Consider the following 14,858-nt stretch of genomic DNA (forward strand, 5'->3'; position numbering starts at 1 on the left):
TCGCCGAGCACCACCTCAACCCCGGTGTCGCCGGCACCTCCCCCGCCGTCGTCCTGGCCCTCACCGCGGCCGCGACCTCGACCATCCGCCTCGGCGCGGGCGCCGTCCAGCTGGGCCACCGCACCGCCTTGGCCACCGTCGAGGAGTTCGGCCTGCTCGACGCCCTCCACCCGGGCCGCTTCGACCTCGGCCTCGGCCGCTCCGGCGGCTCCGGCGCCCCCAAGGCCGCCGCCCCGCGGGTCCCTGCCCGCGAGCCGGCCCTCGTCGGCGGCGGCGCGCCCGTCGTCGACGGCCTCACCCCGGGCGGCCTGCGCATACCCGACCGGTTCTCCTACGAGCACCTGCTGCGCCACCCGCGGTTCGCCCTGCACCGCACGCTCCTGCAGCAGCCGGGCGCGCACCCGCAGCCGTACGACGAGCAGATCGCCGACATCCTCGACCTGCTGGCCGGAAGCTACGCCACCGAGGACGGCGTCGAAGCGCACGTCATACCCGGCGAGGGCGCCGCCCTCCAGGTGTGGATCCTCGGCAGCAGCGCGGGGATCAGCGCCGAGGTCGCCGGCGCGCACGGACTGCGCTTCGCCGCCAACTACCACGTCAGCCCGGCCACCGTGCTGGAGGCTGCCGAGAGCTACCGCGCGGCCTTCCGGCCCTCGGCCGAACTGGACCGCCCCTACGTCAGCGTCTCCGCCGACGTGGTGGTGGCGGAGGACGAGGCCACCGCCCGGGAGCTGGCCACCGGCTACGGGCTGTGGGTGCGCAGCATCCGCAGCGGCGACGGCGCGATCCCCTTCCCCACCCCCGACGAGGCCCGAGCCCACGCGTGGACGGAGGCGGACCGAACGCTGGTGAAGGACCGGACCGAGACCCAGTTCGTTGGCTCGCCCACACAGGTCGCCGACCAGCTGGAGACCCTGCGCGACGCCACCGGCGCCGACGAGCTCATCATCACCACCATCACCCACGACCACGAGGACCGCATCCACTCCTACGAGCTGCTCGCCGAGGAATGGGGACGGCGATGACCGCGATCCAGGCGGAGCCACAGACAAGCCCGGCACGGCCTGCGCTGCGCCCGGAACGACTCCGGCACGCGTTCGGCGCGTTCCCGACCGGGGTCACCGCCCTCGCCGCGCTCGTGGACGGGGCCCCGGTCGGCATCGCCGCCAGCTCGTTCACTTCCGTTTCCCTCGACCCGCCCCTGGTCTCGGTGTGCGTCGCCCACAGCTCGGCCACCTGGCCGCTGCTGCGCGAGCGGACCCGACTCGGAGTCAGCGTGCTCGGCTCGCACCAGGAGGACGCCTGCCGACAGCTCGCCGCCCGCGACGGCGACCGCTTCGCCGGACTCGACTGGCACGCCACCGCGGACGGGGCGGTCCTGATCACAGGTGCGAGCGCCTGGTTCGACTGCGCCGTGGAACGGCTCGTCCCGGCCGGTGACCACGACATCGTCCTGCTGCGCGTCCACGAGCTGGACGCCGACCACGCGGTGGCACCGCTGGTCTTCCACGCGAGTCGGTTCCGCCGGCTCGCCCCGCCACGACTCCCGGAGGAATCCGCATGACCACCCAGAACACCGACCTCGACACCTTCGTGGACGAGTGGGAGCAGTGGCACGCCGCCCACGAGCGGGCACTTGCCGACCCCCACGGATTCCTCGCCGTGACCAGCCTGCGGTGGCTGACGCCCGAACCCGAGCGCTTCCCCGACGCGCCCGGCGCCTGGTCCAGCGACGAGGACGGCGTCGCGGTGCGGTTGGACGACGGCGAGGAGCTCGTCGTCGACGGCGAGACCGTGCGTGGACATCACCGGTTCGGCGTCGTCGCGGAGCGGGCGAGCCTGCTCGCGCAGGCCGGTGACGCCGTGATCGAGATCGCCAAGCGCGGCGGGCACGACATCCTGCGCCCGCGTCACCCGGACCACAAGCTGCGGCGCGACTACACGCACACCCCCGCCTACGCGCCCGACCCGCGCTGGGCGCTGACCGGACGCTACCTGCCGTTCGAAGCTCCGCGCCCGGTGACCGTCGGCGCGGCCGTCGAGGGCCTGGAACACGTCTACGACGCCCCCGGAGAGATCGAGTTCGAGACCGACGACGGCTCGACCCACCGGCTCACCGCGTTCGACGGCAGCCGGCCCGGGAGCCTGCTGGTGCTCTTCACCGACGCCACCTCCGGCGTGACCACCTACGCCGCCAACCGCGCCCTCGCCGTCGCGACGCCGGACGCGGACGGCCGTGTGCTGGTCGACTTCAACCGGGCGACGAACCTGCCCTGCGCCTACACCGATCTGGCCACCTGCCCCCTGCCGCCCACCGAGAACCGGTTGCCGATCGCGGTCGAGGCGGGGGAGAAGATCCCTTACGAGCGCGCGGGCAGTCGCTGACGACGGCCCTGCTCCGAGCCGCGGTGCGACAGAAGGCGGCGCTCACCCGCGCGAACCGGCAAGGGCAGCGTGTTCCCCTCCGGCGGAAGCGGGCACAGGTAGTGCTCGGCGAACGCCGAGGGGGGCAGCTGCGCACTGTTGAAGTCGACGACGGTCGTGCCCAACGGATCCGGCGCGGGCATCTCGACGACGCGGAACCCGCACTTCTCCGCCCGACGGCTGAGATCTGCCACGGTCACGTTCAGCGTGCCCTCCGGCGTGCGGGCGGCCGCCAGCGTGTACAGGGCACTCCCCTGGCGGAACGTCACCGTACCGACGAGGACGGTCGGGCGGGTGTGGCCGTCGCTGTGCGGTACCCGGACGCTGCGGCTTGCCGGAAACGGCTCGAACCGCGCGGGCAGCACCCAGCGGTCGTCGTAGGGGAAGGCGTCGATACCGGCGAACGCGGCTCGCGCCCGGGCGGCGGGGTCGAAGACACGGACGGCGTAGCGGCTCTCGCGCGCGATCAGCTCCAGCTTCCGGCCGCCGTGGCCGATGCGCGGGCCCCCGGCTCCGCCGTCCTCGGGACAGAGCCGCAGCGTGCCGTCGAACGGGCGGTCGTCGACGGAGATCCCGTCGTGCCGGGCGGCGGTCAGCACGACCTGGCCGCCCTTTGCGTTCCTGCCGGGCTGCCGGTCCACGGTCCAACGGCCCGGCAGGTTCGGGCCGCTGGACCGTGGCGCGTCGAGCCAGTGCGTGCCGGTGAGTGACAGTGGCCCGTAGAGCGCGCGGGCGCTGATGACGCGCTCGTCCCGCCAGTGCTTCCACGTCTCGAATGCGGCATCCATGAACGGCTCCTCACGGGATCTGGCAACAGGACAGGGGAAGGCCCGAGGCCGGGATGCGGCCGGGGATGCGCCGCCGGATCGGGGGCAACGTGGGAGCGTCGCCGGCACCGCACCGGGACGGGCGGGGCTGATCAGCCCACGGCCCACGCGTGCGAAGCCGTTGCGACGAACCGGTTCAGCGGCGATGCGAGGCGGACCACACCCGACCGAAGTCGATGTGGCCGCGGATGACCAGCGGCTGCCCGGAGGACGTCATGCCCTCCAGTGCACCAGCGCGGGTGTGGCCCGTCAACACCGCCGCGTCTCCGCTCAGAACGTCGCTGCGGGGTTGACCACCGAGCTGCTGACGGCGGTGTCCGGCACACCCCACTTGGCGAAGATCTTCGCGTAGGCACCGCTCGCGATGAGCTTGTTGACCGCGTCGCTGATCGCCTTCGCGACCGGGGACCCCTTCGCGGTGACGAAGCCGACGGGAGTCGTGCTGATCTGACCGAGGTACTTGGTGTCCGGCAGGTTCAGCGCGTCGTACTTCAGGCTCAGGGTGGGACCGAAGTAGATGTCCACCTTGCCGTTGGCCAGGCCGAGGAAGATCGGTGCGGCGTCGGCGAAGTACTGCACGTGGTAAGGACTTTTGCCGACCGCCGCGCACTTCGACGCGCCGGCGGTGAGGATCTGCTGGAAGGTCGAGCCGGGGCTGGTGGCGATGTTATATCCGCACAGATCGGTGAGGCTGGTCACCGAGTCCGTCTTCAGCTCCTTTGAGCCGAGGAACGACTGGCCGTCGTTCAGGTAGGTGGCGAAGTCGACGACCTTCTCGCGCGCCCTGGTCGCACCGAAGTTGTCCTGACCCACGTCGTACCTGCCGTTCTGAACACCGGGGATGACGGTCTGGAAGGTCCCGTACTGGATGTCCCAGCGGACGCCGAGCACCTTGGCGACGGCGTCGCGCAGGTCGACATCGAGGCCGACGGTCCTTCCACCCGGTCCCTGGCCTGCGTGCGGAAGGCCCGACGTTCCGATCGCCTGGCTGGTGCCGAGCAGGAGCGTGCCCCGGCTCTGGATCGCCGCGGGCAGCTCCGCATGGAGCGCGGCGTCGGTGGGGATCGTCGAGACGACGTCCTGACTCGGGATCGAGGCCGCCTCGGACGCCGGGCCGCCCGCGGCGGGGCCGGCGGCCGGGGTCGTGGCTGTCGTGGCGGCCGAGTCACAACCGCTGAGCAGAGCAAGAGCGAGTGCACCGACGACTGCGCCGGTCACCGAAGCATGAGGGAAACTGAGCTGATGACGTGCGAAAGTCCTCACGGAAAGCTGTCCTTTCGGAGAGTTCGTGGGTAGCGGTACTGCCGCTTGATCGGGTGTCAGAGCACGGCGGCAAGGAAGGCGCGCGAGCGCTCGTGGCGGGGCCGGGTCAGCACTTCCGCCGGGGAGCCGGACTCCACGATCCGGCCACCGTCGAGGAAGACCACCGTGTCGGCGACTTCCCGGGCGAAGCCGATCTCGTGGGTGACCACGAGCATGGTCATGCCGCTCTCCGCGAGGTCCTTCATCACCGCGAGGACCTCACCCACCAGCTCGGGGTCGAGAGCGCTGGTGGGCTCGTCGAAGAGCAGCAGTTGCGGCTCCATCGCCAGCGCCCGCGCGATCGCGACGCGCTGCTGCTGTCCGCCGGACAGTTGCCGAGGGAACGCACCCTCACGCCCGCCAAGACCGACGCGGTCCAGCAGCTCCCGCGCCTTGGCCTCGGCCCCGCTCCTGGGCCGTCCGTGGACGGCGACCGGGGCTTCCACGAGGTTGTCGAGGACGGTGAGGTGCGGAAAGAGATTGAACTGCTGGAAGACCATCCCGACCCGGGCCCGCTGGCGGGTGATCGCCCGCTGGCCCAACTCACGCAGCCTGCCGCCTTGGTAGCGATAGCCGACGAGCTCGCCGCCGACTTCGACGAACCCGGCGTCGGGGCGTTCCAGGTGGTTGATGCTTCGCAGCAGGGTGGATTTCCCCGACCCTGACGGTCCGAGCAGCACGGTGACCTCGCCCCGTCGGATATCCAGGTCGACACCGTCCAGCACCGGCTGCGAACCGAAGCTCTTGCGCAGACCCCTGATCCGCACCAACGGCCCGCCCGTCACGTCGCCCGTCATGACAGACCCGCAAGTCCGGCGCGGTCGACAGCGCTCGCGCGGCCCAGCAGGGGCGCGTTGCTCCGGAGCGTTCGCCACAATCCCTGCTCGTCACGGCGCCTGCCGCCGCGGGTGAAGTGCCGCTCGACGAAGAACTGACCGATCGAGAGCAGCGTGGTGAGGATGACGTACCAGAGGGTGGCGACCAGCAGCAGCGGGATGATCAGGAAGTTCTGGTTGTAAACCAGCTGGGTGGAGTAGAGCAGGTCCTGCACGGCGATAACACTGACGATCGAGGTCGCCTTGAGCATGCCGATCAGCAGGTTGCCCGAGGCGGGCACGATCGACGGCATGGCCTGCGGGAGGACGATCCTGCGGAAGATCCGCACCGGTCCGAGGCCGAGGGCCTGGGCCGCCTCGGTCTGCCCCGGGTCGACGGAGAGGATGCCGCCCCGAACGATCTCGGAGGAGAAGGCGGCCACGTCGAGACTGAGCCCCACGTAGGCGGCGAGCAACCCACTGAACAGGTGCGCGGTGCGCACCGTGACGAACTCCCTGCCGAAGGGGATGCCGAGCGACAACTGCGGATACAGCGACGCGAGTTCGTACCAGAACAGCAGCTGGACCAGCGGTGGGACGGAGCGCAGCAGCCACACGAAGCCGAAGCTCCCCGAGACCAGGACAGGGTTGCGTGACAGACGCATCGCGGCGACGCCGATCCCGAGAAGGTACCCGGAGGCCATCACCGCGGCCGTCAGCCACAGCGTCAGCGCGAGCCCACGCAGGATGGAACCGCTGAGGAAGAAGTCGCCGACGACCGACCACTGGAAGCGCGGATTGGTCAGCACGGTATGGCCGAACATGGCGAGCAGGACGAGCAGGGTCAAGGCGGTGAGCCATCGGCCCGGGCGGCGCAGCGGCACCGGCCGAGCCGCGAGCAACTGTTCGTCGCTCGGCCGTTCGGGGTCGTCCCGCACCGGTTCGGGTGGGGGCGCGAGCGTGCGTGTGGGCGTGTCGGAGCTGCTCATGGCGGAGGTTTCCATCCCATGGAGGCACGACGCCGGCGCCACCAGGCAAGGCATGGCGACTGGAGCCGCGGCGCGGCGTGCGGGTGAGAAAGGGCGGGACTGTTCCGGGATCGGTCGTCAGACCGGACGGATGCCCGGACACAGTGCGCTGCTGACCCGCTGCAGGTCGACATGGCGACGGACCGCGCTGAACTCGAAGAACGCGCAGGGCTGCCGGACGCCGCGGTGGCGAAGGCGGTTCGCCGACGTCATCCGGATCACCTCACAGTCCTCAGGGCCGCATCGGGCCTCGCGCTTACAGGACAGCCCTGTCCTGTCGGGTCGTCACCTGGAGCACCCCACCGCTGTATCGAGGGTTGCCGGTCAGCAAGCCAGGGCCACACGCTGACACTCATGACCTGCGACGAGGCTAACTGCTCGACGCCGTTTGGACAATGCCGCCACGGTGCCTGACCGCAGATCAGGCCCAGGCCGTAACGAGCGCGTTCAGCTCGGCGCGGCCTCGCTGTAGTACCTCCATGACGGCACCGATGTGCTCACCGGGAGGCAGCGGCAGATCTGCCGGCAACTCCGTCGTCGAGAGCGGCGTCGCGAGCCAGCGGCGGCCGCTGGGGATCAAGTGTGCCACGTCTCGCGCTCCGCCAGATGCCTGCCTCACAGAGGCCGCGGCCACCCTGAACGGCGATGCAGGGTGGCCGCGGGTTTGACAGGGGATCCTCGACGGCGTGGTTCAGTCTGCCAGCGTCGGGATGATGTGCTTCCCGTAGGCGTCGATGGTCGGTTCGACGGCGTCGTGCATGGCGTAGATGGCGAACTGGTCCACGCCGAGGGAGCGCAGGTGGTCCAGTTTCTCCAGGTGCGCGTGGACGGGGCCGATCAGGCAGAAGCGGTCGACGATCTCGTCCGGGACGAAGGCGGTGTCCGGGTTGCCGGCGCGGCCGTGGTGGGAGTAGTCGTAGCCTTGGCGCTCCTTGATGTAGTCCGTCAGCGCGTCCGGGACCAGGCCGGAGTGTTCGCCGTAGCGGGAGACGAGGTCGGCGACGTGGTTGCCGACCATGCCGCCGAACCAGCGGCACTGCTCCCGCGCGTGGGCGAGCTGTTCAGCGCTGCCGTCCGTGACGTACGCGGGCGCGGCGACGCAGACCGTGACCGAGGCCGGGTCGCGGCCGGCCTCCTCGGCCGCGCGGCGGACGGCCTGACCATCCACTCGGTCAGGAACGGGTCGGCGAGCTGGAGGATGAAGCCGTCGGCCTGGCGTCCGGTCAGCTCCAGGGCCTTCGGCCCGTAGGCGCCCATCCAGATCGGCAGCTTCGGCGAGCCGGTGATCCACGGGATCTGCATGACCGTGCCGTCGACCTCGGCCTCCCGGCCCTCCGCGAGCTCCTTGATCACATGCATGGCGTGTGAGAGCCGCTCCAGCGTGGCCGGCTTGCGGCCGGCGACCCGCTGCGCGGAGTCGCCGCGGCCGATGCCGCAGACGGAGCGGGCGCCGAACATGTCGTTGAGCGTCGCGAAGAGGGAGGCGGTGACCTCCCACGTCCGGGTGACCGGGTTGGTCACCATCGGGCCGACCGTCAACCGCTCGGTGTTCGCGAGGATCTGGCTGTAGATCACGAACGGCTCCTGCCACAGCACGCAGGAGTCGAACGTCCAGCCGTGGGTGAACCCGGCCCGTTCGGCGCGGATCATCCGCTCGACGAGCAGACGGGCCGGCGGATCGGTCTGGAGGACGAGGCCGATATCCATCACAGGCGCCTTTCAGACGTGCGGTTCTTGGTGGGGGGGTCGGCTCAGAGCATGCGAGGCTCCGAACCGGCCGGACTCAGATGAGGTACTGGCTCGTGGCACGCGGCAGGAAGGTGCCGTGGCCGGCGTGGCCGCGGTACTCGCCGCGGTCGACGACCACCGCGCCGCGCGACAGCACCGTTCGCGCCCGCCCGGAAACGGTCCGGCCCTCGTACGCGGAGTAGTCGACGTTCATGTGGTGCGTCTGCGCCGACATCGTGTAGCGGTCGTGCGGGTCGTAGACGACGATGTCCGCGTCCGCACCCGGCGCGATGGTCCCCTTGCGCGGATACAGGCCGAACATCCGCGCAGGCGTCGCGCAAGCCAGCTCGATCCAGCGACGCCGCGAGATGTGCCCGTCCAGGACCGCCTGGTGCAGCAGGTCCATCCGGTTCTCCACGCCCGGCAGACCGTTCGGGATCTTCGAGAAGTCCCCGCGCCCGAGCTCCTTCTGCCCCACGAAGCAGAACGGGCAGTGGTCGGTGGAAACGACGGAGAGGTCGTTCGTCCGCAGCCCCCGCCACAGCGCCGCCTGGTGCTCGCGCGGCCGCAGCGGCGTCGAGCACACGTACTTCGCGCCCTCGAAGTCCGGCTCCGCCAGGTTGTCCGTCGACAGGAACAGGTACTGCGGGCACGTCTCCCCGAACACGTTCAGCCCCAGGTCACGCGCCTGCGCGATCTCCGCGACCGCCTGCTCCGCCGACACGTGGACGACGTACAGCGGCGCGCCCGCCACTCGCGCCAACTGGATCGCCCGGTGCGTCGCCTCCGCCTCAAGAAGGGCATGGCGGACCTCCCCGTGATACCGAGGGTCACGCTCACCACGAGCCAAGGCCTGCTCGACCAGCACGTCGATCGCCACGCCGTTCTCCGGGTGCATCATGATCAGCCCGCCATTCACGGCAGAGCGCTGCATGGCCCGCAAGATGCGGCCGTCGTCACTAAGAAATAGGCGGGCGTATGCCATAAACAATTTGAAAATGATCTCTCTGCGCCCTCCCCAGTCACACTGGACTCACCATCACTGGCCGCGCGGGGCAGGCTGCTCAGTCGCGGGTCGAAGCTGGCGGTGATGTGGAGATCCGGCAGCGCGTACGTCGGCGGCACCGGAGTGCCCTCGTAGGAGCCGAGGGCGCGGACGGCCTGCTCCCACGCGCCGGACTTCATCTGCATCAGTGCACGCTGATAGACGCTGTGGGGGCGCCTTCCTTCAGTGATGGCGTCGGGAAGATCCTTCCACGCCAGCCCGGTCCGGGCCTTGTACAGGGAGGCCTCGAACGCCAGTCGCGGCGGCACCACCGTGGGCCCCACCCTCAGTACCGGGAACAGGCCTGCGATCGATGACCACCGCTCCTCAGTCAGCGCAGGCGGGACAAGGAGGTCGCGGTCTTCGAACCAGGTCTCGAACGGGCAGCCGGTCCGGCGCAGCGAGCCTGGGACGTCGCTGGTGACGGCTACTTCGACGTCTAGGAGGTCGAGGAGGTCCTGCCGGTTCTCGACCGGCATGTCGGCCAGGCGCTCGTCAGTATGCAGGGCAAGCTCCAGCACCTCCTGCGCGCGCTCCTCCTGCGCCTCGGCCTCGGCCAGCCACTCCACGGTCTCCTCGCGCATCCGCCGCAGCCGGGCCTCCTTGTCCTTCAGCTCCGCCTTGAGCTCCGTTATCGCCTGCTGGATCTCGACCTCGGTTCCACTGCCGTCGTCCCCGTCGGCGGCCATGGCGGTGGCGAGGGCGAGGAGCTTGGTCTTGCGCATGGTGCGGTGCCGCTCGAGCTGTGCGTCGAGTTCGATGATGCGCTCGCGGTAAGTGCGGGCACGCTCCGGTACGTCACCGATCCACTCCCGCGCGAGAGCCCTCAGCTTCTCCCGGTCGCCGAGGACCTTGACCATCTCCCCCCACACCACCGCCTCAAGCGGCTCGGCCAGGATCTCCTGGCAGCCGCAGGCCGGCTGGGCACGGTGGCCGCTACACCGGTAGGTGGTACGGTCGCGCGTCGACCGGTGGGTGCCGATGTAGTGGTGTCCGCACGGCGCCTTCAACCGCCCCGACAGCAGGTAGCCCCGCTCCTCCGGCTTCACGAACGAGCGTTGCGCCAACGCCTGACGTACCGCCGTCACCCTGTCCGCCGGAAGCGGTGTGGGGACAGGAATCCGAACGGTCTCCCCGTACAACGGCAGCCCGTCCTCCCCCATCCGCACCGAAGCCCCACGCGGGTGCTCGGTGTTCCGATAGACGATGTAGCCGTCCAACCCCGTCTGCTGGAACGTCCGGATCAGATTCGCCCCGGTCCACTCCAGACCCCGCACGGTTCGGTAGCCCAGAAGATTCAGCCTGCGGGCTGCCTCCTCCGCGTGCCGACGCTCGTCCACCAGCAGGGACGCGGCTGCCTCCAGCAGCCGAATCCCCTCCTCACGCAACGTCGGCGGATCGTTCGAGCCCTTACCGGGAAGCTGCAGCCAGAACGGCGCCACTCCCCCCGGCCAACCGCCCGCCGATAGCTTCTTCTCCCGCCCACCCATCGTCCGGTCCAAGATCATGGCGTGCTCAAGCTCCGCCATGTAGGCAAGCAGGCTCAGCAGGATCCCGAACATGTCGTCGTCGCTGTCGATACGCCCATCAGCGGTAGCGACACGGACACCCCGATCGGTCGTGTCATACACCCATCGGTGGATGTCCTTCATCGTCCGACCAATACGGTCGAGCTTCCCGAACACCACCAAGTCGAAGCGGCCCTCACAGACCGCATTGTTCAGCGCATCCAGTTCAGGGCGCTGCGCGAGCTTCCCCGATACCCCGCCATCCGTGAACACCTCATACACATACATGCCCTGGCCCAACCGGTAATCCAGCCAGGCCAGACACTCCTCCAACTGGACCTGCAGCCCATAGCCCTTGAGCTGCTTGACCGTAGAGACGCGAAGATAGATTGCCACCCGGACCAACTGTCCAGAACCGCGCTTTGCACTGCGAGGCGGTATCGGCCGACGCAAGCCTTCTCTCCCTTCTTGGCTGACGTCCTGGCCAGCCAAATCTACCCAGCTATCGATGACTTCACTGCGATCGCAATCTACTCAAGGGGCCGCATGAAGTCACTACACGAAGTGCTCTCCGACTCATCCCTCTTGTCGTCACTGGTGCCCCCGAAGAGCATGGCGGCAAGCCGACGGCGCTCCTGAGTTGTGAAGCTGCGAGGCCTCCAATCGAGGACAACAGTTGGTCGTGCTGCCTCGACTTCGGATGAGCGCTCTCGCCTTCCCGCAGTCATACGCCCAACCCGATTGCCTCGGTAGCGATGCCGAGCGATTGCTCTGATCCCCGTTCCGGGAGCCCTTCAGCGAGACCGGGGATGAGCGCATAGCCGAGTTCGAGGGTGACGGCGGTGGGGTCGCTGTACGCGCAACAGCCGAGGCTGAACCTCAGATTCGGAGTCGTGGTTGCTCCCTAGGTCAACAGTGGGGGCGCGGTGCGCCGCCCGGTGGTGGTGGACGAAGTCGTACGTGGGCAACGTCCTCGCGGAGTTCCTCCAGGCTCCTGCCGGCCCCGCCTACGTTTCGCGGACCGAGCGCTCCGAAACCAGATGTCAGCCAGCCTTTTGGCCGCACTCCTTGTTGCATTCCTTGCGAAGGCGTCATTCCTGCCGCTCTCTCAACGCCAGCGCGCCCAGCCGAGAGGGAATAGGTCAGTGACCTGCGGGATTGTCCTTCGCATAGTGTCGATGACGGGGGTGGACTGATGAGTGAGATGAGACTCTTCCGGCTGACGGAAGACGGTGCGCAGCCGGTACCAACACGGGCACTGCGGCGCGAGCGCGATCTTCAACGGACCGTAGAAGCGAGCATGGGCACCCTCCTAGGGGCGGAGTTCCTGGCATCGGAATACGCAACTGGTGAGGTACACCGGGGACGGATCGACTCGCTGGGCCTTGACCGGGCAACGGGCGCGCCGGTGCTGGTGGAATACAAGCGCGGCCGTGATCACAACGTGGTGAACCAGGCGTTGTTCTACCTCTCGTGGTTGGAGGACCATCGCAGCGAGTTCGAAGCGCTCGTCGAACGGCGCCTCGGGCCTGAAGCCGCTGCCGGAGTGGACTGGTCGTCGCCGCGCGTCGTGTGCCTGGCCGCGGATTTCACCCGGTTCGACCGCGAGGCGATCCGGTATGTCGGGCGCCGGGTTGAGTTGGTGCGCTTCCACTGCTTCGAGAAGGGTCTGCTTGCGCTGGAGGACGTTGTTGCAGGAGGTCAGAGCCGCTCGATAGAGCTTCCGGCGGATGCCCCGGAGCCGGGGGCTGGGGTGGTTCGGCGCCCCTCGCTGGGGCGCTCCTTCACCGACAAGCTGGGGCGAGCTCCGGTGTCGCTGCTGACGTTGTTCTGGGAGCTGGACGAGTTGCTGTGCGGGTGGACCGGGGTGGAGCGCGAGTCGCTGCAGCACTACGTGGCCTACCGTCGTCAGGGCCGGAACTTCGTCTGTGTGACCGTGCTTCCAGGGATCCACACCCTGGCGGCGTACCTCACACTCCCTGATCCCGATTCCGTCGAGGAGGTCGCGGGGCTGGTGCGGGACGTGCGAGGTGTCGGCCATTTGGGGACGGGTGCCCTGGAGGTCCGAGTGACCTGCGGCGACGACCTGGAGGCGATCGCCTGGCTGCTTCACCGTGCGTACGCGGGGTAGCGCCCCCCGCTGGGCCAGTACGGAGCTCGACGTCACCGTGGACGACGCTGGACCGGCGAAAGGGGCTGCCGCGCGCAGGGCGGCGGCGGGGTCGGTGCCGGACTGTGGGTCGGCTGGAATACGGAGGACTGGCGGGCACCCTGAGCACGCAGGACTACTCCAGGCGCCAGAGGCAGCGCCGCCGGCGGGGTCCACCGAGGCTTCGGGCCACTCAGGGGCACCTGCACCCAGGCCGTGCCCGTGTGCGGGACGGGCTGCGGCAGCGAGCTCGGCGGTGCGGGGACCAGGCGGTCGGCCACGGCGCGGAGGTACTGGGCGATGCGGGTCGCCCAGCCGCTCCGTGGGTCCGCGGGGTTCGGGGCGATATCAGTGGGGTGGTCGGTGAGGCGTTGGCCGGGCAGGGGGTGGTGGATGGCGGGGCTGACTGCGGCGGGGATGTGGTGTGCGGCGAGTTGCCGGGTCAGTTCGGTGGCGGCGGCCAGCGCCCGGTCGTGGGGGATGTCGAAGGGCAGCACGTACGTGCTGTGGGTGGGCAGGTAGTGGAAGCCCGCGCGGGTGATGAGCCGGTGGGCGTCGCCTTCGCCAGAGGCGACGCTGGTGGCGGTGATGCCCAGCACCGGGTGCCGGGTGATCGCGATGGTGGGGTCGCCGAGGGCCTCCTCGCCGACCGGGGTCGGCGGCGGTGGGCCGTCGGGGATGAGGGCGGGGGTGGCGGCGACTTCGTAGCCGGCGGCGGTCAGGAGCCGTGCGCAGTCGGTGGCGACGTCGAGGCGTTCGCCGGGGTCGACGTCGAGGATTTGGTGGCGCTGGCCGCGGGGGCGGATGAAGCCGAGGAGTGACAAGGCTCGGTCGGCGGCCGGGCTGGGCTCGTCGGTGGCTGCGGTGAGGTAGCCGTGGTCGTCGAGGTCGAGCGTGATCATCAGATCCGGTGTCGTGGTCGCTCCCTGGGTCATCGGTGGCGGGGCGCGTTGCGCCGCGCGGTGACTGTGGTGGTGTCTGCGGCGAGCCTGGATGCGGGTGCGCGCTGCGGTTGGCGCCAGGCGGCGCGGGCTTGCTCGGTGGTGTCGAAACGGGCGGCGATGTGGCGCTGGTCGCCTTCGCCGTGGAGGTGCACTGCCCGGCCGCTGGCGGGATAGGCGGCCAGGGCCATGAGGGTTCCGTCGGGGCCGCGGCAGCGGTCGTGGACACGCAGCCTGCCGGTGGCGATCGCGCGGTGGAGCCCTTCGGGGCTGGCCGGTGCAAGGGGCGCGTCAGCGAAGGAGGGTGGCTGGGGGATGCCGTCGGGTGCGTCGAGCCCGAAGGAGGCGCGCGCCTCGACCGGGTCCGGGCACGGTCCGGCCCACGGGCGCTGGCTCGGCGGCTCATTGTATGTGGACACCAGAGCACCGGTGTCCGGGTAGAGGGCGAGGAGTTCGACCTCGCCGTAGCGTCCGTCCTTCCGGGCCAGGATCACCGCCTTCCTAGGGCGCGTATCGAGTCGTGATCAAGAAGGGGCTTCGACGAACTCTCTGATCCAGATCATCGAGGCGCGTAAGTGGAGGCCGGCGAGGTAGCTCTCCGGGGTCTTGTCGTACCGAGTGGCGATGCCTCGCCAGGCCTTCAGCTTGTTGATCAGGCGCTCGACGGTGTTCCGCTCCTTGTAGAGCTCGGCGTCGTGGCCGACCGGCCGACCGCCCGCGCGGCCCTTCTTCCTCCGATTCGCGGCCTGGTCCGTCTTCTCCGGGATCACCGCCTTGATATGGCGATTTCGCAGATGGGTTCGGTTGCCGCGGGACGAATAGGCCTTGTCTCCGGCGACTGCGTCCGGCCGGGTGCGAGGACGTCCGACGGCCCCGCGGACCCGGATCTTCTTCAGCACTGGGATGAACTGGGGGCTGTCCGCGGCCTGTCCTGCGGTCAGGATGAACGCCAGCGGGCGGCACTTGCGGTCCGCGGCCAGGTGCACCTTGCTGGTCTGTCCGCCTCGGGATCGTCCCAGGAGAGCCTGCTTCAGTCGGAGTCTGTGGCGTCGCCGGATACGTCGGCGCTCTTCCCGGTTGGGATAGGCGTC

14 protein-coding genes, 2 pseudogenes and 1 riboswitch are annotated in these 14,858 nt (G+C 69.6%); of the genes and pseudogenes, 4 read left to right on the forward strand and 12 right to left on the reverse strand.

All coding sequences use genetic code 11. The annotated features are described in order from the left end of the window. The 3 genes from BMY61_RS42765 to BMY61_RS42775 all read left to right on the forward strand — a co-directional run. Positions 1 to 1,025: LLM class flavin-dependent oxidoreductase (locus BMY61_RS42765; protein ID WP_075004298.1), on the forward strand; the 1,025-nt coding region annotated here is incomplete at its 5' end. Then, the gene (locus BMY61_RS42770; RefSeq protein WP_042461265.1) at positions 1,022 to 1,564 is read left to right on the forward strand and encodes a flavin reductase family protein; all 543 of its coding nucleotides are present in this window, start codon (positions 1,022 to 1,024) and stop codon (positions 1,562 to 1,564) included. The genes BMY61_RS42765 and BMY61_RS42770, both read left to right, overlap by 4 nt. After that, the gene (locus BMY61_RS42775; RefSeq protein ID WP_042461263.1) at positions 1,561 to 2,385 is read left to right on the forward strand and encodes a DUF1684 domain-containing protein; all 825 of its coding nucleotides are present in this window, start codon (positions 1,561 to 1,563) and stop codon (positions 2,383 to 2,385) included. The genes BMY61_RS42770 and BMY61_RS42775 overlap by 4 nt, the downstream gene beginning before the upstream one ends. On the opposite strand, the gene BMY61_RS42780 is transcribed toward BMY61_RS42775, so the two are convergent. The 9 genes and pseudogenes from BMY61_RS42780 to BMY61_RS42810 form a co-directional block, all read right to left on the reverse strand. Next, entirely contained in the window at positions 2,361 to 3,212 is an 852-nt protein-coding gene (locus tag BMY61_RS42780) for a DUF1684 domain-containing protein (RefSeq protein WP_042461260.1), read from the reverse strand. The two genes, BMY61_RS42775 and BMY61_RS42780, sit on opposite strands and share 25 nt — an antisense overlap. Positions 3,213 to 3,521: 309 nt before the next feature. Further along, positions 3,522 to 4,469 carry a transporter substrate-binding domain-containing protein gene (locus tag BMY61_RS42785; RefSeq protein WP_042461258.1) on the reverse strand — a complete coding sequence of 316 codons (948 nt, stop codon included), beginning with the start codon at positions 4,467 to 4,469 and terminating at the stop codon, positions 3,522 to 3,524. Between the two features lie 101 nt (positions 4,470 to 4,570). Then, positions 4,571 to 5,350, reverse strand: coding sequence for an amino acid ABC transporter ATP-binding protein (locus BMY61_RS42790; RefSeq protein WP_042461255.1), 780 nt, complete (start codon positions 5,348 to 5,350; stop codon positions 4,571 to 4,573). After that, a complete protein-coding gene (locus BMY61_RS42795) occupies positions 5,347 to 6,357 on the reverse strand; it encodes an amino acid ABC transporter permease (protein ID WP_236656686.1) in 1,011 nt (336 codons plus the stop codon). Before BMY61_RS42795 ends, BMY61_RS42790 begins: the two co-directional genes overlap by 4 nt. A 117-nt stretch (positions 6,358 to 6,474) precedes the next feature. Beyond that, positions 6,475 to 6,609: a putative leader peptide gene (locus BMY61_RS48540; RefSeq protein WP_269084000.1), complete on the reverse strand. Its 135-nt coding sequence runs from the start codon at positions 6,607 to 6,609 to the stop codon at positions 6,475 to 6,477. Positions 6,610 to 6,643: 34 nt separating this feature from the next. Next, a riboswitch (SAM riboswitch) is annotated at positions 6,644 to 6,756 on the reverse strand. Between the two features lie 61 nt (positions 6,757 to 6,817). Continuing rightward, positions 6,818 to 6,985, reverse strand: coding sequence for a hypothetical protein (locus tag BMY61_RS46915; protein ID WP_161791367.1), 168 nt, complete (start codon positions 6,983 to 6,985; stop codon positions 6,818 to 6,820). 102 nt (positions 6,986 to 7,087) lie between these two features. Continuing rightward, positions 7,088 to 8,103, reverse strand: a pseudogene (locus tag BMY61_RS48930) (TIGR03842 family LLM class F420-dependent oxidoreductase). Between the two features lie 76 nt (positions 8,104 to 8,179). After that, positions 8,180 to 9,121, reverse strand: a pseudogene (locus BMY61_RS42805) (amidohydrolase family protein); the annotation flags it as partial. Further along, positions 9,040 to 11,073, reverse strand: a complete 2,034-nt coding sequence (locus BMY61_RS42810) for a recombinase family protein (RefSeq protein ID WP_042461252.1) — start codon at positions 11,071 to 11,073, stop codon at positions 9,040 to 9,042. The gene BMY61_RS42810 and the pseudogene BMY61_RS42805, both read right to left, overlap by 82 nt. A gap of 799 nt (positions 11,074 to 11,872) precedes the next feature. Here BMY61_RS42810 and BMY61_RS42815 point away from each other — a divergent pair. Continuing rightward, positions 11,873 to 12,808 (forward strand): hypothetical protein, encoded by a 936-nt coding sequence (locus tag BMY61_RS42815; RefSeq protein ID WP_042461250.1) that lies wholly within the window; start codon positions 11,873 to 11,875, stop codon positions 12,806 to 12,808. A 32-nt stretch (positions 12,809 to 12,840) separates the two neighbouring features. On the opposite strand, the gene BMY61_RS42820 is transcribed toward BMY61_RS42815, so the two are convergent. From BMY61_RS42820 to BMY61_RS42830, 3 genes are all read right to left on the reverse strand, one after another. Beyond that, on the reverse strand, positions 12,841 to 13,728 hold the full coding sequence (locus tag BMY61_RS42820) for a hypothetical protein (protein WP_042461248.1): 888 nt from the start codon (positions 13,726 to 13,728) through the stop codon (positions 12,841 to 12,843). 29 nt (positions 13,729 to 13,757) lie between these two features. Next, a complete protein-coding gene (locus tag BMY61_RS42825) occupies positions 13,758 to 14,261 on the reverse strand; it encodes a hypothetical protein (protein WP_075004299.1) in 504 nt (167 codons plus the stop codon). Between the two features lie 30 nt (positions 14,262 to 14,291). Beyond that, positions 14,292 to 14,858 (reverse strand): IS5 family transposase (locus tag BMY61_RS42830; protein WP_143094825.1); only part of this gene is annotated, 567 nt, incomplete at its 5' end.

This window comes from Streptacidiphilus jiangxiensis, from assembly GCF_900109465.1.
In the GTDB taxonomy this organism is placed as follows: Bacteria; Actinomycetota; Actinomycetes; order Streptomycetales; family Streptomycetaceae; genus Streptacidiphilus; species Streptacidiphilus jiangxiensis.